This window comes from Paracoccus sp. SSK6, assembly GCF_039770665.1.
Classification (GTDB): domain Bacteria; phylum Pseudomonadota; class Alphaproteobacteria; order Rhodobacterales; family Rhodobacteraceae; genus Paracoccus.
This window is the reverse complement of the sequence record NZ_JBDPNJ010000015.1, coordinates 40,191-60,804: the sequence shown is the minus strand read 5'-3', so window position 1 is coordinate 60,804 and position 20,614 is coordinate 40,191. Positions and strand designations below refer to the sequence as shown.

Here is a 20,614-nt window from a genome sequence, read left to right as displayed (position 1 = left end):
CTAGTCAGACATATCCAAGCCTTTCAACACTTTTGCGTTGAGTTGCGGGCCAAACGCGACTATATACCGCCAGTCTTTGGGCGACAGGGTCAGAACAGACCGCATCTGAACGGGTCGGGCGCCAAGCCGCGACCCTTTGTCGTTCCCGAAAGACGCCATAAAGACCGGCGGAGCCAACCGCATGGCCAGTGAAATCGACTTAAAGGAAACCGATCATATATGTGCGCTAAAGCGACCATGGAGGAATTCGAAGCCCTCCTAAACGAAAGCTTCGACATCGACACCCCGGACGAAGGTTCGGTCGTCAAGGGCCGCGTCATCGCCATCGAGGCGGGCCAGGCCATCATCGACGTAGGCTACAAGATGGAAGGCCGCGTCGATCTGAAGGAATTCGCAAATCCCGGCGAAGAGCCCAACATCAAGGTGGGCGACGAGGTCGAGGTCTATCTGGACCGCGTGGAAAACGCCCGCGGCGAAGCCTCGATCAGCCGCGAGAAGGCCCGCCGCGAGGAAGCCTGGGACCGCCTGGAAAAAGCCTATGCCGATGAAGAGCGCGTCGAAGGCGCCATCTTCGGCCGCGTCAAGGGCGGCTTTACCGTCGATCTGGGCGGCGCCGTGGCCTTCCTGCCCGGTTCGCAGGTGGATGTGCGCCCCGTCCGCGACGCCGGCCCGCTGATGGGCCTGAAGCAGCCGTTCCAGATCCTGAAGATGGACCGCCGCCGTGGCAACATCGTCGTGTCGCGCCGCGCCATCCTGGAAGAAAGCCGCGCCGAACAGCGCGCCGAGGTCATCGCCAACCTGACCGAAGGCCAGACCGTGAACGGCGTCGTCAAGAACATCACCGAATACGGTGCCTTCGTCGACCTGGGCGGCGTTGACGGGTTGCTGCACGTCACCGACATGGCCTGGCGCCGCGTCAACCACCCGTCCGAGATCCTGAACATCGGCGAGACCGTCAAGGTCCAGGTGATCAAGATCAACAAGGACAGCCACCGCATCAGCCTGGGCATGAAGCAGCTGCAGGCCGATCCGTGGGATACCGTGGGCGACAAGTTCCCGATCGGTTCGGTCCACCAGGGCCGCGTGACCAACATCACCGACTACGGCGCCTTCGTCGAACTGGAAGCCGGTGTCGAGGGTCTGGTCCACGTCTCGGAAATGAGCTGGACCAAGAAGAACGTCCATCCGGGCAAGATCGTCTCGACCTCTCAGGAAGTCGAAGTGATGGTGCTGGAGATCGACGAGGCCAAGCGCCGCGTGTCGCTGGGCCTGAAGCAGACGCAGCGCAACCCGTGGGAAGTCTTTGCGGAAACCCATCCGTCGGGCACCGTCATCGAGGGCGAAGTCAAGAACATCACCGAATTCGGTCTGTTCGTGGGCCTGGAAGGCGATATCGACGGCATGGTCCACCTGTCGGACATCTCGTGGGATACCCGTGGCGAGGACGCGATCCAGGACTTCCGCAAGGGCGACGTGGTCAAAGCCGTCGTCCAGGACGTGGATGTCGAGAAGGAACGCATCAGCCTGTCGATCAAGGCCCTGGAAAACGAGCACATGGCCGAAGCCGTTGACGGCGTGAAGCGTGGCTCGGTCGTCACCGTCGAGGTGACCGCGATCGAGGATGGCGGGATCGAGGTGGAATACAACGGCGTCAAGTCGTTCATCCGCCGTTCGGATCTGGCCCGCGACCGCCAGGACCAGCGCCCCGAGCGTTTCGGCGTCGGCGACAAGGTCGATGCCCGCGTCACCAACATCGACACCAAAACCCGCCGCCTGGGCCTGTCGATCAAGGCGCGCGAAATCGCCGAGGAAAAGGAAGCCATCGACCAGTACGGCTCGTCCGACTCGGGTGCCTCGCTGGGCGACATCCTGGGCGCCGCGCTGAACCGCGACCGCTGATCGCGGCATCAGCGACGTGACATTGCCCGCCTCCGGCCTGACCGGGGGCGGGCTTTTTCTTGTCCGATCAGTGGGCGAGGGGCCTTCACCTCTCTTGCGCGTCACGGCCAAAACTGGCATCGCTATGAAACTTGGAACCTTTTCCTGCGTTGCCTATTTGTCGCAAGCCCTGCGAACGACGCCGTGCAGCCGTTACGCCACCTGGGGGGATGATGATCCGTTCCGAACTGATCCAGCTTATCGCTGACGAAAATCCGCACCTCTTTCGGCGAGATGTCGAGAGGATCGTGAACACGGTCTTCGAGGAGATCATCGACGCCATGGCGCGCGGCGACCGGGTGGAGCTTCGGGGTTTCGGGGCTTTTTCGGTCAAGAAGCGCGATGCCCGGACCGGCCGCAACCCCCGGACGGGCGAGGCGGTCGAGGTTGACCAGAAGGCCGTTCCGTTCTTCAAGACCGGAAAACTGCTGCGCGACCGGTTGAACGGGGACGCCTGACAGGCGTAGAACATCGCCGGGATGTGCCGTGCCCACGGCTGCAAGCAAGGATTACCGATGCGCTTTCTTCGTCTGATCTTCATCGCGGCCCTGGCGATTGTTCTGGTCGCGGTCGCGCTGGCCAATCGCGATACCGTCACCCTGTCGGCCTTTCCCGCGAATTTCGGGCAGTATCTCGGCGGGCGCTGGTCGGTCGATCTGCCGCTGTTCCTGGTCATCTTTCTGGCCTTCGCGCTGGGAATGCTGGCGGGCCTGATCTGGGAATGGCTGCGAGAGGCGCGTATCCGGCAAGAGGCGCGTGTCCATGCCGACCGCGCCGCCCGGCTGGAAAACGAGGTCGGCCACCTGCGCCATCGTCACGCCGCGCCCAAGGACGAGGTTCTGGCGATCCTGGACCGGCCGAAAGCCGCACCCGCCGCCTCGGTTGCCCCGGCCCAGCCCGCCGCAGGCACCACGCTGCCTGCCAGCCGCTGACGATGGCACAGGTCAAGATCTGCGGGCTGCGCAGGCCGGAACATATCGCCGCCGCGGCCGAGGCCGGGGCGCGCTATGTCGGGTTCGTTTTCTTTCCGAAGTCGCCGCGCGCGGTCTCTGTCACCGAGGCGGCCGACCTGATGCCGCATGTGCCTGTCGGCGTGGCGCGCGTCGGCCTGTTCGTCGATCCCGACGACGCCATGCTGAACGCCACACTGGCGCAGGTGCCGCTGGACATCATCCAGCTTCATGGAACCGAGACACCGGACCGGGTCGCCGCCGTCAAGGCGCTGACCGGCCTGCCGGTGATGAAATCCGTGGGCCTGTCTGATCCGTCGGATCTGCCCGCGCTGACCGATTACGGGCTGGTGGCGGACATGCTGCTGGTCGATGCCAAGCCGCCGAAGGGGGCCGATCTTCCCGGCGGCAATGGCCTGTCCTTCGACTGGCGGCTGCTGGTGGGGCGCAAGTGGCTGCGCCCCTGGATGCTGGCGGGCGGCCTGACCGCGCAGAACGTGGCCGAGGCGATCCGCCTGACCGGCGCCCCCGCCGTCGATGTCTCCTCGGGCGTCGAGATCGAGCCGGGCGTGAAGGACGAAGGGCTGATCCGCGCCTTTGTCGCGGCGGCGCAATGACCCTCCGGTTCCGCCCCGCAGGCCGCGACGATGTTCCGGCTGTCGCGGCATTGCTGGCGGACGACATGCTGGGCCAGGCCCGCGAGTCGATGGACATGGGCGTCTACCTTGCAGCCTTCGACGCCATGCAGGCCCAAGGGAACAATCATCTGATCGTCGGGCTGATGGGTGACGAAATCGTGGCCTGCTATCAGCTTGTCCTCATCCCAGGGCTTTCCCTGGCCGGGGCCCGCCGCGCCCAGATCGAGAGCGTCCGGGTTGCCTCGGACCGGCGGGGTGCGGGGATCGGAACGCAACTGATGGCAGATGCCGAACGGCGCGCGCGTGACGCGGGGTGCCGCCAGATGCAACTGACCACGAACAGGTCGCGGGTCGCTGCGCATCGCTTCTATGACCGCCTGGGCTTCACCCCCAGCCATATCGGCTATAAGAAAGCCCTTTAGGCTTCCAAGCATATCCAGCGAAGGCGCGTCCCATGGCAGATGATCTGGTGAACAGCTACAAGACCGGTCCCGACGAACAGGGCCGGTTCGGCATCTATGGCGGCCGCTTCGTCAGCGAGACGCTCATGCCGCTGATCCTGGACCTTGAGGCCGAATACGAGCGCGCCAAGACCGACCCCGCCTTCTGGGCCGAGATGGACGACCTGTGGACGCATTACGTCGGCCGTCCCTCGCCGCTCTATTTCGCGGAACGACTGACTGAATATCTGGGCGGCGCCAAGATCTATCTGAAGCGGGACGAGCTGAACCACACCGGCGCGCATAAGATCAACAACGTGCTGGGCCAGATCCTGCTGGCGCGCCGCATGGGCAAGACGCGTATCATCGCCGAAACCGGCGCGGGCCAGCACGGCGTGGCAACCGCGACCGTCTGCGCGCGCTTCGGCCTGAAATGCATCGTCTATATGGGCGCCACGGATGTGGAGCGTCAGGCTCCGAACGTCTTTCGGATGCGCCTGCTGGGGGCCGAGGTCGTGCCCGTCACGTCGGGTCGTGGCACGCTGAAGGACGCGATGAACGACGCGCTGCGCGATTGGGTGACCAATGTGCGCGACACCTTCTATTGCATCGGCACGGTCGCGGGCCCGCACCCCTATCCGGCCATGGTGCGCGATTTCCAGTCGATCATCGGGAAAGAGGTCAAGGAACAGATCCTGCCGCGCGAAGGGCGCCTGCCCGACACCATCGTCGCGGCCATCGGCGGCGGGTCGAACGCGATGGGGCTGTTCTATCCCTTCCTGGACGACACCTCGGTTCGCATCATCGGGGTCGAGGCCGGCGGCAAGGGCGTGGACGACCGGATGGAACATTGCGCCAGCCTCTCGGGCGGGCGGGCGGGCGTGCTGCACGGCAACCGCACCTATCTGCTGCAGGACGATGACGGGCAGATCCTGGAGGGTCATTCGATCAGCGCGGGGCTGGATTATCCCGGCATCGGGCCGGAACATGCCTGGCTGAACGACACGGGCCGCGCCGAATATGTCAGCATCACCGATGACGAGGCCTTGGCTGCGTTCCAGCTGTGCTGCGAACAGGAAGGCATCATTCCGGCGCTGGAACCCAGCCACGCCCTGGCCCATGTGATGAAGATCGCCCCCGGCCTGCCGCGCGACCACCTGATCGTGATGAACATGTGCGGGCGCGGCGACAAGGACATCTTCACGGTCGCCAAGCACCTGGGCTTCGACATCAAAGTCTGATCTGCCTCAACGGCTTAGCGTCAGGATATTGAAGCGGGATTCCAGATAGGGGTCGGGGAACATCACCCGGCCCCTGTTTTCGTCGATCATCTCGACCACGCCCACTTCCGCCACCCTCTGCGGGTCCGAAGTGTCGGCGGAAGGCGGCAAGTCGGCATAGGCCGGCGGCGTGTCTCCCGCGATGAAGCCGGTGCCCAGATAGACCAGCCGGTCCCCGTCCTGGTGGATTTGCCCCTTGGTCCGCTGCGAACCCGTCAGCTTTTCCAGGCTGCCATCGGGGCCGATCCGGCAGCGGAACGGCTGATAGACGGTGATCGGCAGCAGGCGCCCCACCTTGATCGTCCGGCAGGACCAATCGCCCGGCATCGCCGCCCTGGCCTGATCCGGCGGCAGCGGGTCGCCGTGCAGGGCATCGGCCAGGATCGCCAGATCAGCCGGATCGCCGCCCCCGAAGGCATCCAGCAGCGCTTCGCCCGCCGCCATGTGGTATTCGGCCAGCCTGCGCGCGTCGTCGGCGCGAAGGACCATGCCGTCGGCAAGCTGCTGCGACTGGCCCGCCGCAGGCAGCAGGCACAGCACGACCGCGAAAAGATCAGCTTTGCGCATCAAAGGCATGGGCGCGCAGCAGCTCCAGTGGGATAATGTCCAGGGCGCGGGCATGAGTGGATTCCAGCACCACCTTGGGCGCGCCGAATTCCTGCGCGGCCTGCAGGAACCGCGCCGCGCAGAGGCACCAGCGGTCGCCGGGCTTCAGTCCGTCGAAGCGGAACTCGGGCCGGGGCGTGGACAGGTCGTTGCCCAGATATTTCGACAGCACCAGGAATTCCGCATCCACGATGACGCAGACGGTGTGGCTGCCCGCGTCGCCCTGTCCCGTGTCGCAGCAGCCGTTGCGATAGAACCCGGTCAGCGGCTTCATCGAGCATGGCTCCAGCCGGGTTCCCAGCACGTTCAGCGATGGTTCCATGACGCATCCTCCCCCGGACAGGGTACAACCGCGTACCGGCGCCGCCAAGCCCGGGGCGATCACGACTGCCGGAAGCGGTCGGTCAACTGCCGCAGCTTGTCCGCCAGGCTGGCAGGCTCGGCCGGGATGGGGGTGGAAGCCGGGGCAGGCGAGGGCTTTTCCGCCGCAGGCCGGGTGCCGCTGTTGCGCGCGGGCTGCATCCGCGCGGCCACCGCGTTCTGGAAGCGCGGGCCGTCGCCCTGGGCCAGGGCCTCGGCCCCGTCCGAGACGCCGCGCAGCAGGTCGTCCAGCCAGCCCGCGTCCGCCTTGGCGAAGTCCGACAGGACATAGCCCGCGACCCGGTCCTTGTGGCCCGGATGCCCGATCCCCAGCCGGACCCGGCCGTAATCGGCGCCGATATGCTGGTGGATCGACCGCAGCCCGTTATGGCCTGCGTGCCCACCGCCCTGCTTGACGCGGCACTTGCCGGGAGCAAGGTCCAGTTCGTCATGCATCACGATCACCTCGGACGGGGTCAGCTTCAGATAGCGCATCGCCTCGCCCACGGATTGGCCCGACAGGTTCATGAAGGTCTGCGGCTTCAGCAGGGTGACGCGGGCGGCACCCAGCCGCCCTTCCGCGACAAGCCCCTGAAAACGCGCCTTCCACGGCGAAAAACCATGGTCGGCGGCGATCCGGTCCACGGCCATGAAGCCGATATTGTGGCGGTTCGCCGCATATTTCGAGCCGGGATTGCCCAGACCGACGATCAGCTTCACCTCTGCCTCCTGCTGCCCGATGGGGCAAGTTTCGTTCCATGCCTTGCGGCGGACCTTGCCCGTTACTAAGACTCTGTCAACCTTTCGCGGCTAACAGATGGGACAAGCGCCCTGACGAATCGCGGGAACAGGGAACACAAGGCAAGGACAGACGATGAGCGATCCGGCAGAATTCTACATGAACACCCTCGTTCCCATGGTGGTCGAACAGACCTCTCGCGGGGAACGGGCCTATGACATCTTCTCGCGGCTGCTCAAGGAACGGATCATCTTCGTCTCGGGGCCGGTCCATGACGGCATGTCCACGCTGATCTGCGCGCAACTGCTGTTCCTGGAAGCGGAAAACCCGTCCAAGGACATCAGCATGTATATCAACAGCCCCGGCGGCGTCGTGACCTCGGGCCTGTCGATCTATGACACCATGCAGTATATCCGCCCGCGCGTGTCCACGCTGGTCGTGGGGCAGGCCGCGTCCATGGGGTCGCTGCTGCTGGCGGCGGGCGAACCGGGGCTGCGCTATTCCTTGCCCAACAGTCGGGTGATGGTCCACCAGCCGTCCGGCGGTTTCCAGGGCCAGGCCACCGACATCCTGATCCACGCGCGCGAGACGGAAAAGCTGAAGCGCCGGTTGAACGAGATCTATGTGACCCACACGGGCCGCAGCCTTGAGGAGGTCGAGGAGGCGCTGGAGCGCGACCGCTTCATGTCGCCCGAGGAAGCCAGGGAATGGGGCCTGATCGACGAGGTCGTGGCCCCGCGCGGCAAGGCGGAACCCGAAAAGAAATAGACCTGTTGGGGATTGTGACGGGCGCGCGTCAACCCTAACATAAAGGACAGACGCCGTGGCGGTCCGCTCGCCACGGTCAATTCAGATGCGGCGCGGGGAAACCGGTGTCGTTCGCGGGTCGGCAGACCGGCGGCAATCAAGGAACGTGGACGATGGCGAACCAGTCCGGCAGTGACAGCAAGAACACGCTTTATTGCAGCTTTTGCGGCAAGAGCCAGCATGAGGTGCGCAAGCTGATCGCGGGCCCGACCGTGTTCATCTGCGACGAATGCGTCGAGCTGTGCATGGACATCATCCGCGAGGAAACCAAGTCCTCGGGTCTGAAATCGGGTGACGGGGTGCCGACGCCCAAGGAAATCTGCGCGGTCCTGGACGATTACGTGATCGGCCAGGAACATGCCAAGCGGGTGCTGTCGGTGGCGGTCCACAACCACTACAAGCGGCTGAACCATGGCGCCAAGGGCGATATCGAGCTTGCCAAGTCCAACATCCTGCTGATCGGCCCGACCGGCTGCGGCAAGACGCTGCTGGCGCAGACCCTGGCCCGTATCCTCGACGTGCCCTTCACCATGGCGGATGCCACCACGCTGACCGAAGCCGGTTATGTGGGCGAGGATGTCGAGAACATCATCCTGAAGCTGCTGCAGGCCTCGGAATACAATGTCGAGCGCGCGCAGCGCGGCATCGTCTATATCGATGAAGTGGACAAGATCACCCGCAAGTCCGACAACCCCTCGATCACCCGCGACGTGTCGGGCGAGGGCGTGCAGCAGGCCCTGCTGAAGATCATGGAAGGCACGGTCGCCAGCGTTCCCCCGCAGGGCGGGCGCAAGCATCCGCAGCAGGAATTCCTGCAGGTGGACACGACCAACATCCTGTTCATCTGCGGCGGCGCCTTCGCGGGCCTCGACCGGATCATCGCGCAGCGCAACAAGGGCACGGCGATGGGCTTCGGCGCCTCGGTCAAGGAAAACGACGACCGCGGCGTGGGCGAGCTGTTCAAGGAACTTGAGCCCGAGGATCTGCTGAAATTCGGTCTGATCCCGGAATTCGTGGGCCGTCTGCCGGTCATCGCGACGCTGACCGACCTGGACGAGGAAGCGCTGATCATCATCCTGACCAAGCCGAAGAACGCCTTGGTCAAGCAGTATCAGCGCCTGTTCGACCTGGAAGGCGTGCAGCTGACCTTCACGGACGATGCGCTGCAGGCCATCGCCCGGCGCGCGATCAAGCGCAAGACCGGCGCGCGCGGGCTGCGGTCGATCATGGAGGACATCCTGCTGGACACCATGTTCGAACTGCCCGGCATGGACAGCGTCGAGGAGGTCGTGGTGAACGAGGAGGCCGTGGACAACACCGCGACCAAGCCCTTGCTGATCCACGCCGATCCGAAAAAGGAAACGGCCTCGGCAGGCTGACGGCAGGGGCCGCAAGGCCCCTGACGCGATGCGCGGGCAGGCTGGATCTTCGCCGCGCTTTGCGCCATACCTGCGCCAGCCACGACCAAGAGGTTTCCGTCCATGTCCTTCCTGCTTCGCGTCCTGACCTGGTGGAACAGCCAGACGATCAACACCCAGTTCTGGACCTGGCGGAACGGCATCAAGGTGGGCGAGGATGCCGAGGGCAACGTCTTCTACCAGAACAAGGACGGTTCGCGCCGCTGGGTGATCTATAATGGCGAATCCCAGGCCAGCCGCGTCAGCCCCGAATGGCATGGCTGGCTGCACCACACCTGGAACGAACCGCCCACCAAGGCGCCCCTGCAGCACAAGCCCTGGGAAAAGCCGCATCGGGAAAACCAGACCGGGACGCCCGGCGCCTATTACCCCGAGGGTTCGCTGTATCATGCGGACCAGCCCAAGCGGCGCGACTATGATGCGTGGCAGCCTGAATAAATGACGCCTGCGGTCGAGCATCGGGCCGAGCTTCTGGCCGGTGCCGCCGTGCTGGCGGTTGCCGCCGGGTTCCTGATCTGGGGCTTTGGCGAAAGCTTCGCGCGCGAGTCCGGCTACGAGATCAGGGCATCCTTTCCCGACGTGGACGGGGTTGCCGTGGGAACCGAGGTTCGCCTTGCCGGAGTTCGTGTCGGCCGCGTGTCGGATGTCCAGTTGAACCCCCAGACCTATATGGCCGATGCGCGGCTGACGATCCCGAACGGGATCGCCTTGCCCTCCGACAGCGCGGCGCTGATCCAGACGGACGGGCTGCTGGGCGGGGCCTATATCCAGATCCAGCCGGGCGGCAGCCCCGAGAACCTTGCCCCCGGCGACGAGATCGAGGACGTGCAGGGCGCCGTGAGCCTGCTGTCGCTGATGATGAAATTCGTGGACAGCCAGGCCCAGGACGAAGGGGACCAGCGGTGATCCGGGCTGCCCTGTTGATGGCGGCGCTGGCAACCCCGGTTGCCGCGCAACAGGTCGCGCGGGCCGATGGCGCTCTGCTGCGCGGGCTGGACAAGATTTCCGGTCGAACCACCGACCTGCCCATCCAGGTCGGGCAGGCCGTCCGCTATGGCCGGCTGGAGGTTCGGTTGGGTGAATGCCGCTATCCGGCGGGCGATCCCAGTTCTGACGCCTATGCGCAACTGACCATCACCGACACCGCGCAGAACGTCACGTTGTTCAGCGGCTGGATGATCGCGTCATCGCCCGCGCTGTCCGCATTGGACGACACCCGCTACGATGTCTGGGTGATTTCCTGCCAAAGCTGATCGGCTGACGGCAAGGGATGCGCTGACAGGCTGGCTCGTCGGGACAAGGCCTCGGCCAGCAGCAGGTGGTAATCCTCTCTCGGGATTTCCTGGCCGCCCATCCGCGCCAGATGGGGCGTCAGGAACTGCGTGTCGAACAGGGTGAAGCCGCAGCGCGCCAGATGGCTGGACATCCACAGAAGCGCCATCTTGGACCCGTTAGGCCGGGCCGACACCATGGATTCTCCGAAGAACGCCGCCCCCAGGGTCACGCCGAAGATGCCGCCTGCAAAGACGCCCTCATGCCGGATTTCCAGGGCATGGGCGTGACCTGCCCGATAAAGCTGATGGTAGAGCCGCACCAGCGGCGCGTTGATCCAGGTCGTTTCGCGATCCGCGCAGGCCGTCACCACGGCATCGAAATCGCCGTCCAGATGCGCCGACCAGCCGCCCCGACGCAGATCCCGCAGCAGGGAGCGAGAGGCATGGACCCCGCCCACCGGCAGGATCCCCCGAAGCGGCGGGTCGTACCAGAAAAGGCGCGGATCATGCGCGCTTTCGGCCATGGGAAAGACCCCGCGCGCATAGCCTTGCAGCAGTCGCGCGGCGGTCAGCATGGCGGCGTTCAGCCGAACTTCTGATCCAGCCAGCGTTCCAGCCAGTGGATCGAATAGTTGCCCGCCAGGATGTCGGGTTCCTGCAGCAGCGCGGTGAACAGCGGCACGGTGGTGTCGATGCCGTCCACGATCAGCTCTCCCAGCGCGCGGTCCAGCCGGGCCAGGGCCTCGGCCCGGTCGCGACCGTGGACGATCAGCTTGCCGATCAGGCTGTCGTAATAGGGCGGGATCGAATAGCCGTCATAAAGCGCCGAGTCGATCCGCACGCCCAGGCCACCCGGCGCATGATATTGCGTGATCCGGCCGGGGCAGGGCGAGAAGCCGGGCACCTTCTCGGCGTTGATCCGCACCTCGATCGAATGGCCGCGAATCGACAGGTCTTCCTGGCGGAACTCCATCTCGGCGCCCGAGGCGACCAGGATCTGCTGGCGGACAAGGTCCACGCCGAAGATCGCCTCGGTCACGGGATGTTCGACCTGAAGGCGGGTGTTCATCTCGATGAAATAGAACTTGCCGTCCTCATACAGGAACTCGATGGTGCCGGCGCCGGCATAGCCGATCCGGGCCACGGCGTCGGCGCAGATCTTGCCGATGCGGGCGCGTTCTTCCGGCGTTATGACGGGGCCGGGGGCTTCCTCCAGAACCTTCTGGTGGCGGCGTTGCAGCGAACAGTCGCGTTCGCCCAGATGGACCGCGCGGCCCTTGCCGTCGCCGAAGACCTGGATCTCGATGTGGCGCGGCTTCTGCAGGTATTTTTCGATATAGACATCGGGGTTGCCGAAGGCGGCCTTGGCTTCCGCCCGCGCGGTGCGGAAGGCGACCTCAAGCCCCGCGCCGTCATGGGCGACCTTCATGCCGCGCCCGCCGCCGCCTGCCGTGGCCTTGATGATGACCGGATAGCCGATCTCGGCCGCGACCTTGCGCGCGGTGTCCACGTCATCGACGCCGCCGTCGCTGCCGGGCACGCAGGGCACGCCCAGGTTCTTCATCGTGTCCTTGGCGGTGATCTTGTCGCCCATGATGCGGATATGTTCCGCGCGCGGGCCGATGAAGGTGATGCCGTGGTCTTCCACCATCTGCACGAAGGCGGCGTTTTCCGACAGGAAGCCATAGCCCGGATGGATCGCCTGCGCGCCCGTGATCTCGCAGGCCGAGATGATGGCGGGCATGGACAGATAGCTGGCCGATGACGGCGCGGGGCCGATGCAGACGGATTCGTCGGCCATGCGGACATGCATGGCATCCGCATCGGCGGTGGAATGAACCGCGACCGATGCGATGCCCATTTCACGACAGGCGCGAATCACGCGCAGCGCGATCTCGCCCCGGTTGGCGATCAGGATCTTGTCGAACATGCCCGCCTCACTCGACGACCATCAGGGGCGCGCCGAATTCGACCGGGGTGCCGTCGTCGATCAGGATGCGCTTGACCACGCCCGCGCGGGGGGCGGGGATGTGGTTCATGGTCTTCATCGCCTCGACGATCAGCAGCGTGTCGCCTTCGGCCACGGCCTGACCGATCTGGACAAAGGGCGCGGCACCCGGTTCGGGCGAAAGATAGGCGGTGCCGACCATGGGAGAGGTCACGGCGCCGGGCAGGTTTGCCGGGTCTTCGCTGACCGCAGGCAGTTGGGCTGCGGGGGCGGCAGCGGGGGCAGCCGCCATCGCGGGGGCGGCCAACGGGGCAGGTGCGGAATAGGTCACCTGCTTGCCATGCTTGGACAGGCTGACCGTCAGGCGGTCGTGTTCGCCGTATTCGCGCTTGACCGACAGTTCCGACAGATCACTTGAATTGAGCAGTTCCGCCAGTGACTGGATGAAAGCCACGTCGCCTTCGTGATGCTTGCCGTTCTGGGAATCGTTGCTCATGCGGTCCTCTGCCATGTTTATTCGGTCGCGGCCCGGCCGCAACAATTTGCCCGCTTATAGACCCCAAGCCCGGTCAAGGAAAAGGGTTTGAGGCACCGTGTTGACCTTAGGGCAACCGGGCCGCCTTTTCCGCCAGGCCCGACATGCCTGCGCGCCGGTCCAGTTCCGCTTCCACATCGGCCAGCGTCACGTCGCGGGCGGCCAGCATCACCAGCAGATGGAAGACCACATCGGCGGCCTCGGATGTCAGGCGGGCGCGGTCGCCCTTGACGGCCTCGATAATGGCCTCGACCGCTTCCTCGCCGAACTTCTCGGCGCATTTCTCGGGGCCTTTCGCCAGCAGCCTGGCCGTCCAACTGCTGTCGGGATCGGCGGATTTGCGGGCGGCGATGGTGGCGGCAAGGTCGTGGAGCGCGCTCATGTCAGCCTCATGGGGATGCCGGATGCGGCCATGTGGGCCTTGGCTTCGGCGATGGTGAAGGTGCCAAAGTGGAAGATGGACGCCGCCAGCACCGCGCTGGCATGGCCTTCCGTCACGCCCTCGGCCAGGTGGTCCAGCGTGCCCACGCCGCCAGATGCGATCACGGGAATGTTCACCGCGTCCGCGATGGCGCGGGTCAGGGGGATGTTGAAGCCCGCCCGCGTGCCGTCGCGGTCCATGCTGGTCAGCAGGATCTCTCCCGCGCCCTTGGCCTCGACCTGCCGGGCGAACTCGACGGCATCGATTCCGGTGGGCTTGCGGCCGCCATGGGTAAAGATCTCCCACCGGCCGTCCGCGACGGTCTTGGCGTCGATGGCCACGACGATGCACTGGCTGCCGAAGCGGTCGGCGGCCTGGGCCACCACATCGGGGTTCGCCACGGCGGCGGAATTGAAGCTGACCTTGTCGGCCCCCGCCAGCAGCAGCGCCCGCACGTCCTCATGCGTCCGCACGCCCCCGCCCACGGTCAGCGGGACGAAGCATTGTTCCGCCGTCCGCGTCACCAGGTCGAACATCGTGCCCCGGTTTTCATGGGTGGCGTGGATGTCCAGGAAGCAGATCTCGTCGGCGCCGGCGGCGTCGTAGGCGCGCGCGGCCTCGACCGGGTCGCCTGCGTCGATCAGGTCCACGAAGTTGACGCCCTTGACGACGCGGCCATCGGCCACGTCCAGGCAGGGGATGATGCGGGTTTTCAGCATGGGCCTTCTCCTTGCAGGACTGTCCTATGCGCAAACCGCCCTTCGTTGAAGATGCGATTTGCCGGTGATACCGTGGCTGCCAACCAATGGAGGCCCCGATGGACGACCAGCAAATGACCGAACCCCGCCTGACCTCATTGTCCCATGGCGGCGGTTGCGGCTGCAAGATCGCGCCGGGGGTGCTGACGGGACTGTTGCGCGGCACCGCGATGCTGCCGGTTCCCGAGGCGCTGCTGGTCGGCATCGAGACCTCGGACGACGCGGCGGTCTATCTGCTGAACGACCGGCAGGCCCTGGTGGCCACGACCGATTTCTTCATGCCCATCGTGGACGATCCGCTGGATTTCGGCCGCATCGCCGCAACCAACGCGATCAGCGATGTCTATGCCATGGGCGGCACGCCGATCATGGCGCTGTCGCTGGTGGGAATGCCGATCAACACCCTCTCGGGCGAAACCATCGCCCGCATCCTGGAAGGTGGCGCGACCGCCTGCCGCGACGCAGGGATCCCCATCGGCGGCGGCCACACCATCGATTCGGTCGAGGCGATCTATGGCCTTGTGGCCCTGGGCCTTGTCGATCCGGCGCATGTGAAACGCAACAGCGGCGCGCGTCCCGGCGATGTTCTGATCCTGGGCAAGCCGCTGGGCGTGGGCGTCATGTCGGCCGCGCTGAAGAAAGAGGCGCTGTCCGCCGATGGATATGCCGCGATGATCGCGGCCACGACGAAGCTGAACACCCCTGGCCCCGATCTGGCGCGGCTGCCGGGCGTCCACGCGATGACCGACGTGACGGGTTTCGGCCTTGCGGGTCACGCCTTGGAGATGGCGCGCGGGTCGGGCTGCGAACTGCGATTGGACTGGGCCGCCGTACCGTTGCTGGCAGGCGCGCGCGACCTGGCGGGGCAGGGCTTCGTCACCGGAGCCTCGGGCCGCAACTGGGCCAGCTATGGGGCCGAGGTCGCGCTGCCCGACGGGTTTGCCGATACCGACCGCGCCCTGCTGACCGATCCCCAGACCAGCGGCGGGTTGCTGGTCGCCTGCGCCGAGGCCGAGGCGGACGCGGCCCTGCAGATCTTCCGCGAACACGGCTTTGCCGAGGCCGCGGTGATCGGACGCGCCATGCAGGGTCAGGGGCGGCTTGTCGTCGCCTGATCGGGCAACGTTTCACGGCCCTGCCGTCAGTTGCGAAACGGCCCTGCCGTCTGTCCGGCGATCCTGACGAAACGTCCAACTTGCGGAAATTCTTGACCGGTTTTTGGCCTTCGCGCATACCGCGAAGGCACAAGAAGCTGGCCGGATCAGGAAGGCCAACCACAAGGGGGTTTCAATGGGTGGCCTTTTGGCCCTGTCGCGCGGCATCGACCGCGTCAATACCGTGATCGGCAGGAACGTATCCTGGCTGATCCTTCTGGCGATATTCGTCAGCGCCATAAACGCCATCATCCGCAAGGCCTTCAGCGTGTCATCCAACGCCTGGCTGGAATTGCAGTGGTATCTTTACGGCGCGGCCTTCCTGCTGGCTGCGGCCTATACGCTGCTGGAAAACGAACATATCCGCATCGACATCGTCTTTGCCACATGGTCGCGCCGGGTTCAGCACTGGATCGAGCTTCTGGGCCATATCTTCTTCCTGATGCCCTTCGTCCTGCTGACCCTGTGGCTGACCTGGCCCTGGCTGGCGCGGTCCTTCCGCACGGGCGAAATGTCGATGAACGCGGGCGGGCTGATCCTGTGGCCCGCCAAGGCGCTGCTGTTCGCGGGCTTCGTGCTGCTGCTGCTGCAGGGCATATCCGAGATCATCAAGAAGATCGCCGTGATGCGCGGGATCATCCCTGACTTTCACGCGCCCACTGGGCATCACGCCCCCCTGGATCTGGACGAGGAACTGTTGCAGCAGGCCGGGTTCGTCGATCCCGACCACCCGATGACCGATCTGCCTGTGGACAAGACGCGCGAGGACATCCGCAAATGATGGAGCTTATCGCGCAGAACATGGCGCCGATCATGTTCGTTTCGCTGATCGTGTTCCTGCTGATCGGCTATCCCGTGGCCTTTGCCCTGGCTGCCAACGGATTGCTGTTCTTCGTCATAGGGGTGGAGCTTGCGCCGCTGTCGGGCGGCTCGATCAACCTTTCCTGGCCGCTTCTGGGCGCGCTGCCCGACCGCTTCTTCGGAGGGGTCGTCGCCAACGAGACATTGCTGGCCATCCCCTTCTTCACCTTCATGGGCATCGTGCTGGAAAAATCCGGCATGGCCGAGGATCTGCTGGACACGATCGGCCAGTTGTTCGGCCCGATCCGGGGCGGGCTTGCCTATGCGGTCATCATCGTCGGCGCGCTGCTGGCGGCGACCACCGGGGTCGTCGCGGCATCGGTGATCGCCATGGGCCTGATCTCTCTGCCGATCATGCTGCGCTATGGCTATGACCGGCGGATCGCCTCGGGCACCATCGCGGCGTCGGGCACGCTGGCGCAGATCATCCCGCCCTCGCTGGTGCTGATCGTGCTGGCCGACCAGCTGGGCCGGTCGGTGGGCGACATGTACAAGGGCGCGCTGATCCCCGGCCTGGTGCTGACGGGCTTCTACATGGCCTATATCTTCGTGGTGTCGATCATCCGCCCGCATTACCTGCCCGCCCTTCCGAAAGAGGCGCGGACGCTGGGCTCGGGCGTGACCTCGCTGGCCGTGGCCCTCGCCGTGGCGGCAGGCATCTTCTGGCTGACGGCGCGCTGGCTGGGGCCGACCCACGCCGCCGATGCCCCGATCTGGGGCTTGGTGATCGCGGTCACGGTGATCTATGTCGTGGCGCTGATCGACAAGACCTCGGGCCTCAACATGATGTCGCGGCTGGCCCAGCAGGTCATCATCGTGCTGATCCCGCCGCTGGCGCTGATCTTTCTGGTGCTGGGCACGATCTTCCTGGGCATCGCCACCCCGACGGAAGGCGGTGCCATGGGGGCCGTGGGCGCGCTGTTCATGGCCGGCATCAAGCGCCGGCTGACCATGGACGTGGTCCGGCAGGCGCTTTACGCGACGACCCGGCTGTCGGCCTTCGTGATGTTCATCCTGATCGGGGCGCGCGTCTTTTCGCTGACCTTCTATGGCGTGAACGGCCACCTGTGGGTCGAACATCTGCTGACATCGCTGCCGGGGGGCGAATACGGTTTCCTGATCGTCGTGTCGATCCTGGTGTTCTTCCTGGCCTTCTTCCTGGATTTCTTCGAACTGGCCTTCATCATCGTGCCGCTGCTGGCCCCCGCGGCCGAGGCTCTGGGCATCGACCTGATCTGGTTCGGCGTGATCCTGGGCGTGAACATGCAGACGGCCTTCATGCACCCGCCCTTCGGATTCGCGCTGTTCTACCTGCGGTCGGTCGCGCCCAGGACCGAATATATCGACAAGGTCACGAAGAAGCGCATGGCCCCGGTGAAGAGCAGCCAGATCTATTGGGGCGCGGTGCCGTTCGTCGTCATCCAGATCGTGATGATCGGCGTCGTGATCGCCTTCCCAGGCCTGGTCATGCACTACAAGGGCGCCCCGGTCGATACCTCGAACGTCCGGCTGGAGATCCCGGCGGGCGGCCTGGGCGGATCGGGCGGCACCGGGGGCTTCGGATCCCTGGGCGGCCTGGGATCGCCCTTCGGACAGCAGGCTCCGGCGGGTGGCGGTACGGCGGCTCCATCGGGTGGCCTTGGCGGCACGCCGCCGGGCCTGGGCTCGCCCCCGCCGGGGCTTGGCGCGCCTGCGCCAGCCGCGCCGCAGCCCGCACCGTCATCAGGCGGGCTTGGCCTGGGCGGGCCGCCGCCAGGACTGGGCGGCAGCAACTGACACAAGAAAAAGGCCGGGCAAATGCCCGGCCTTTCTGCTGTTGCGGATGATCGGGTCAGCCCTGCTCGGGGGCCAGCTTGCCGTTGCGCTGCTGGATCATCATGAAGGTGTCGAAGGTGTATTCCGCCGTCTGGTTGTACAGGTACCAGTCGTCGCGGAACTGCAGCTGCGCCTCGTACTGCCGCTTGAAATGTTCGTTTTCCGCCGACAGTTCGGCATAAACCTCGTTCGCGGCCTCGAAGGCGGCATTCATGATCTCTTCGCTGAACGACCGCAACTGCGCGCCCGACGCGGCCAGTTCCTTCAGCGCGGTCGGGTTCTTGAAGTCGTATTTCGCCAGCATGTTCTGGTCGGCCGCTTGGCAGCAGGTGCGCAGCAGCGCCTTGTAGCTGTCGGGCAGTTCGTCATACTTCGCCTTGTTGACGAAGAAGCTGACCGTCGGCCCGCCTTCCCAGAAACCGGGGTAATAGTAATAGGGCGCGACCTTCTGGAAGCCCAGCTTGTTGTCGTCATAGGGGCCGACCCATTCGGCCGCGTCGATGGTGCCCTTTTCCAGCGACGGATAGATGTCGCCGCCCGCGATCTGCTGCGGAACCACGCCAAGCTTTTCGACGACGCGCCCGGCCAGGCCGGAGATGCGCATCTTCAGGCCCTGCATGTCGGCAAGGGTGTTCACTTCCTTGCGGTACCAGCCGCCCATCTGGACGCCGGTGTTTCCGGCGGGGAAAGCCACCAGATTGACCGTTTCCAGGAACTGGTTGAACTGGTCGATCCCGCCGCCGTGATAGTTATAGGCCGCCTTCGCCCGCGCGCTGAAGGTGAAGGGCAGGTCGGCGCCGCAGGCGAAGGCCGGATCCTTGCCCCAGTTGTAGTAACCGACCGAATGGGCGCATTCCACCGTGCCGTCGCCTGCGGCGTTGATGGCGTCCAGACCCGGAACGATCTCGCCCGCCGCAAAGACCTGGATGTTGAACTTGCCGTCGGATGCTTCCTTCAGGCGCTGCGCAATCTCCTCGCCGCCGCCATAGATCGTGTCGAGCGATTTCGGAAAGGACGAGGCCACCCGCCAGTTGATGGTGGGCGCTTCCTGCGCGATGGCAGGGGCCGCCAGCGTGGCGCCCGCTGCGGCGGCGACGCCGCCGACCGATGCCGTGGTCAGAAACGACCTGCGATGCAGGGTCTTGGAATCTTTCATGAACTCTCCTCCGGTCAGGGCAATCGGGATCGCTGCCCAACGGGGTCTTTGCCCCGAATGGGTGCAGTTTACCCCGCGATTGCCGCCTGTCGAGTGGCGAGCGTACAGGAGCCGGAAAAAACAAAGCCGCCCCCCGCATTTGCGCGGGGGCGGCCCTTTCTTGCGGCGGTCAGGCGGTCAGGCGGTCAGCGCAGGATGCTGCGGCCTGCGTATTCCGCCGTGGCGCCCAGCATCTCCTCGATGCGGATCAGCTGGTTGTATTTCGCCAGCCGGTCGGACCGGGCGAGGCTGCCGGTCTTGATCTGGCCGCAGTTGGTGGCGACCGCCAGATCGGCGATGGTGGCGTCCTCGGTCTCGCCCGAGCGGTGGGACATGACGCTGGTATAGCCCGCGCGATCCGCCATCCGCACCGCGTCGAGCGTCTCCGACAGGGTGCCGATCTGGTTGACCTTGACCAGCAGGCTGTTGCCGCAGCCCTTGGCGATGCCTTCGGCCAGACGTGCGGGGTTGGTCACGAACAGGTCGTCGCCGACCAGCTGCACCGACGCGCCCAGGCGGTCGGTCAGCAGCTTCCAGCCTTCCCAGTCGTCTTCGGCGCAGCCATCCTCGATCGACAGGATCGGGTAGTCGGCGCAAAGGGCTGCCAGGTAGTCCACGTTCTCGGCGGAGGAGAGCGACTTGCCCTCGCCCTTCATCTCGTAGCGGCCGCCCTTGAAGTATTCGGTCGAGGCGCAATCCAGCGCCAGCATGATGTCGTCGCCGGGCTTGTAGCCGGCCTTCTCGACCGCGCGCAGGATGAAGTCCAGGGCGTCGCGGGTGGAGGACAGGTTCGGGGCAAAGCCGCCCTCGTCGCCCACGCCGGTGGCGAGGCCCGCCGCCGACAGCTCCTTCTTCAGCGTGTGGAAGACTTCCGAGCCCATGCGCACGGCATCGCGGATGTTTTCCGCGCTGACCGGCATGATCATGAATTCCTGGATGTCGATGGGGTTGTCGGCATGTTCGCCGCCATTGATGATGTTCATCATCGGCACCGGCAGGATCCGCGCGCTCGTGCCGCCGACATAGCGATACAGCGGCTGCTGGCAGGCATCCGCCGCCGCCTTGGCCACGGCCAGCGACACGCCCAGGATGGCGTTGGCGCCCAGCCGGCCCTTGTTCGGGGTGCCGTCCAGTTCGCACATCATCGCGTCGATGGCGCGCTGTTCGGTCGCGTCCTCGCCGATCAGGGCCTCGGCGATCTCGCCGTTCACGGCGGCCACGGCCTCCAGCACGCCCTTGCCCATGTAGCGCGCCTTGTCGCCGTCGCGCTTTTCCACCGCTTCATGCGCGCCCGTGGACGCCCCCGAGGGCACCGCCGCCCGGCCCAGCGTGCCGTCCTCCAGCGTCACATCGACCTCGACCGTCGGGTTGCCCCGGCTGTCCAGGATCTCGCGTGCATAAATGTCGATGATGGCGGTCATGAGTGCCCCCTGATGTTTCGTGTCGGCGCCTTCTTAGCTGCCGCAAGGGCAGGCCG

General features: G+C 65.5%; 24 protein-coding genes. 14 read left to right on the top strand and 10 right to left on the bottom strand.

Annotated elements, in window-relative coordinates; translation table 11 throughout:
• The first annotated feature begins 219 nt into the window (after window positions 1-219).
• From rpsA to trpB, 6 genes are all read left to right on the top strand, one after another.
• Window positions 220-1,899 carry a 30S ribosomal protein S1 gene (gene rpsA, locus AAIL68_RS11580; RefSeq protein WP_347139929.1) on the top strand — a complete coding sequence of 560 codons (1,680 nt, stop codon included), beginning with the start codon at window positions 220-222 and terminating at the stop codon, window positions 1,897-1,899.
• Between the two features lie 212 nt (window positions 1,900-2,111).
• The gene (gene ihfB / locus AAIL68_RS11575; RefSeq protein WP_347139935.1) at window positions 2,112-2,396 is read left to right on the top strand and encodes an integration host factor subunit beta; all 285 of its coding nucleotides are present in this window, start codon (window positions 2,112-2,114) and stop codon (window positions 2,394-2,396) included.
• A 57-nt stretch (window positions 2,397-2,453) separates the two neighbouring features.
• Entirely contained in the window at window positions 2,454-2,870 is a 417-nt protein-coding gene (locus AAIL68_RS11570; protein WP_347139928.1) for a LapA family protein, read from the top strand.
• A 2-nt stretch (window positions 2,871-2,872) separates the two neighbouring features.
• A complete protein-coding gene (locus AAIL68_RS11565) occupies window positions 2,873-3,505 on the top strand; it encodes a phosphoribosylanthranilate isomerase (protein ID WP_347139927.1) in 633 nt (210 codons plus the stop codon).
• Window positions 3,502-3,948 (top strand): GNAT family N-acetyltransferase, encoded by a 447-nt coding sequence (locus AAIL68_RS11560; protein ID WP_347139926.1) that lies wholly within the window; start codon window positions 3,502-3,504, stop codon window positions 3,946-3,948. The genes AAIL68_RS11565 and AAIL68_RS11560 overlap by 4 nt, the downstream gene beginning before the upstream one ends.
• 32 nt (window positions 3,949-3,980) lie before the next feature.
• On the top strand, window positions 3,981-5,207 hold the full coding sequence (trpB, locus tag AAIL68_RS11555; protein ID WP_347139925.1) for a tryptophan synthase subunit beta: 1,227 nt from the start codon (window positions 3,981-3,983) through the stop codon (window positions 5,205-5,207).
• 6 nt (window positions 5,208-5,213) lie between these two features.
• Here trpB and AAIL68_RS11550 read toward each other — a convergent pair whose 3' ends face one another.
• From AAIL68_RS11550 to pth, 3 genes are read right to left on the bottom strand one after another with little or no spacing between them, the layout of a single operon-like run.
• On the bottom strand, window positions 5,214-5,813 hold the full coding sequence (locus AAIL68_RS11550) for a DUF4893 domain-containing protein (protein WP_347139924.1): 600 nt from the start codon (window positions 5,811-5,813) through the stop codon (window positions 5,214-5,216).
• On the bottom strand, window positions 5,800-6,174 hold the full coding sequence (locus AAIL68_RS11545) for a DUF2237 domain-containing protein (protein ID WP_347139923.1): 375 nt from the start codon (window positions 6,172-6,174) through the stop codon (window positions 5,800-5,802). The genes AAIL68_RS11550 and AAIL68_RS11545 overlap by 14 nt, the downstream gene beginning before the upstream one ends.
• Window positions 6,175-6,233: 59 nt before the next feature.
• Complete coding sequence (pth, locus tag AAIL68_RS11540; protein WP_347139922.1) at window positions 6,234-6,932, bottom strand: aminoacyl-tRNA hydrolase; 699 nt, start codon at window positions 6,930-6,932, stop codon at window positions 6,234-6,236.
• 154 nt (window positions 6,933-7,086) lie between these two features.
• Here pth and AAIL68_RS11535 point away from each other — a divergent pair, with 154 nt between their 5' ends.
• The 5 genes from AAIL68_RS11535 to AAIL68_RS11515 all read left to right on the top strand — a co-directional run bounded on the left by AAIL68_RS11535 (window position 7,087) and on the right by AAIL68_RS11515 (window position 10,429).
• Window positions 7,087-7,719: an ATP-dependent Clp protease proteolytic subunit gene (locus tag AAIL68_RS11535; RefSeq protein WP_347139921.1), complete on the top strand. Its 633-nt coding sequence runs from the start codon at window positions 7,087-7,089 to the stop codon at window positions 7,717-7,719.
• 152 nt (window positions 7,720-7,871) lie between these two features.
• The gene (clpX, locus tag AAIL68_RS11530) at window positions 7,872-9,137 is read left to right on the top strand and encodes an ATP-dependent Clp protease ATP-binding subunit ClpX (RefSeq protein WP_347139920.1); all 1,266 of its coding nucleotides are present in this window, start codon (window positions 7,872-7,874) and stop codon (window positions 9,135-9,137) included.
• Window positions 9,138-9,239: 102 nt separating this feature from the next.
• Window positions 9,240-9,614, top strand: a complete 375-nt coding sequence (locus AAIL68_RS11525) for an NADH:ubiquinone oxidoreductase subunit NDUFA12 (protein WP_347139919.1) — start codon at window positions 9,240-9,242, stop codon at window positions 9,612-9,614.
• On the top strand, window positions 9,615-10,082 hold the full coding sequence (gene mlaD / locus AAIL68_RS11520; RefSeq protein ID WP_347139918.1) for an outer membrane lipid asymmetry maintenance protein MlaD: 468 nt from the start codon (window positions 9,615-9,617) through the stop codon (window positions 10,080-10,082). It abuts the gene before it with no gap.
• Window positions 10,079-10,429, top strand: coding sequence for a DUF2155 domain-containing protein (locus tag AAIL68_RS11515; RefSeq protein ID WP_347139917.1), 351 nt, complete (start codon window positions 10,079-10,081; stop codon window positions 10,427-10,429). The genes mlaD and AAIL68_RS11515 overlap by 4 nt, the downstream gene beginning before the upstream one ends.
• Here the strand turns inward: AAIL68_RS11515 and aat are convergent.
• From aat to hisF, 5 genes are all read right to left on the bottom strand, one after another.
• Window positions 10,396-11,025: a leucyl/phenylalanyl-tRNA--protein transferase gene (gene aat, locus AAIL68_RS11510; protein ID WP_347139916.1), complete on the bottom strand. Its 630-nt coding sequence runs from the start codon at window positions 11,023-11,025 to the stop codon at window positions 10,396-10,398. The two genes, AAIL68_RS11515 and aat, sit on opposite strands and share 34 nt — an antisense overlap.
• A gap of 8 nt (window positions 11,026-11,033) precedes the next feature.
• Window positions 11,034-12,380, bottom strand: a complete 1,347-nt coding sequence (gene accC / locus AAIL68_RS11505) for an acetyl-CoA carboxylase biotin carboxylase subunit (protein ID WP_347139915.1) — start codon at window positions 12,378-12,380, stop codon at window positions 11,034-11,036.
• A 7-nt stretch (window positions 12,381-12,387) separates the two neighbouring features.
• Window positions 12,388-12,894 (bottom strand): acetyl-CoA carboxylase biotin carboxyl carrier protein, encoded by a 507-nt coding sequence (accB, locus tag AAIL68_RS11500; protein ID WP_347139914.1) that lies wholly within the window; start codon window positions 12,892-12,894, stop codon window positions 12,388-12,390.
• Window positions 12,895-13,000: 106 nt separating this feature from the next.
• Window positions 13,001-13,315: a phosphoribosyl-ATP diphosphatase gene (locus tag AAIL68_RS11495; RefSeq protein WP_347139913.1), complete on the bottom strand. Its 315-nt coding sequence runs from the start codon at window positions 13,313-13,315 to the stop codon at window positions 13,001-13,003.
• On the bottom strand, window positions 13,312-14,073 hold the full coding sequence (gene hisF, locus AAIL68_RS11490; protein ID WP_347139912.1) for an imidazole glycerol phosphate synthase subunit HisF: 762 nt from the start codon (window positions 14,071-14,073) through the stop codon (window positions 13,312-13,314). The genes AAIL68_RS11495 and hisF overlap by 4 nt, the downstream gene beginning before the upstream one ends.
• Window positions 14,074-14,171: 98 nt before the next feature.
• Between hisF and selD the strand changes: the two genes are divergently transcribed.
• The 3 genes from selD to AAIL68_RS11475 all read left to right on the top strand — a co-directional run bounded on the left by selD (window position 14,172) and on the right by AAIL68_RS11475 (window position 17,903).
• Entirely contained in the window at window positions 14,172-15,227 is a 1,056-nt protein-coding gene (gene selD / locus AAIL68_RS11485; RefSeq protein WP_347139911.1) for a selenide, water dikinase SelD, read from the top strand.
• 175 nt (window positions 15,228-15,402) lie between these two features.
• Window positions 15,403-16,047, top strand: a complete 645-nt coding sequence (locus tag AAIL68_RS11480; protein ID WP_347139910.1) for a TRAP transporter small permease subunit — start codon at window positions 15,403-15,405, stop codon at window positions 16,045-16,047.
• A complete protein-coding gene (locus tag AAIL68_RS11475) occupies window positions 16,044-17,903 on the top strand; it encodes a TRAP transporter large permease subunit (protein ID WP_347139909.1) in 1,860 nt (619 codons plus the stop codon). Before AAIL68_RS11480 ends, AAIL68_RS11475 begins: the two co-directional genes overlap by 4 nt.
• A gap of 55 nt (window positions 17,904-17,958) precedes the next feature.
• Here the strand turns inward: AAIL68_RS11475 and AAIL68_RS11470 are convergent, their stop codons facing one another.
• Window positions 17,959-19,080 (bottom strand): TRAP transporter substrate-binding protein, encoded by a 1,122-nt coding sequence (locus AAIL68_RS11470; RefSeq protein ID WP_347139934.1) that lies wholly within the window; start codon window positions 19,078-19,080, stop codon window positions 17,959-17,961.
• A 203-nt stretch (window positions 19,081-19,283) separates the two neighbouring features.
• Window positions 19,284-20,558: a phosphopyruvate hydratase gene (gene eno / locus AAIL68_RS11465; RefSeq protein ID WP_347139908.1), complete on the bottom strand. Its 1,275-nt coding sequence runs from the start codon at window positions 20,556-20,558 to the stop codon at window positions 19,284-19,286.
• Between the last annotated feature and the right edge of the window lie 56 nt (window positions 20,559-20,614).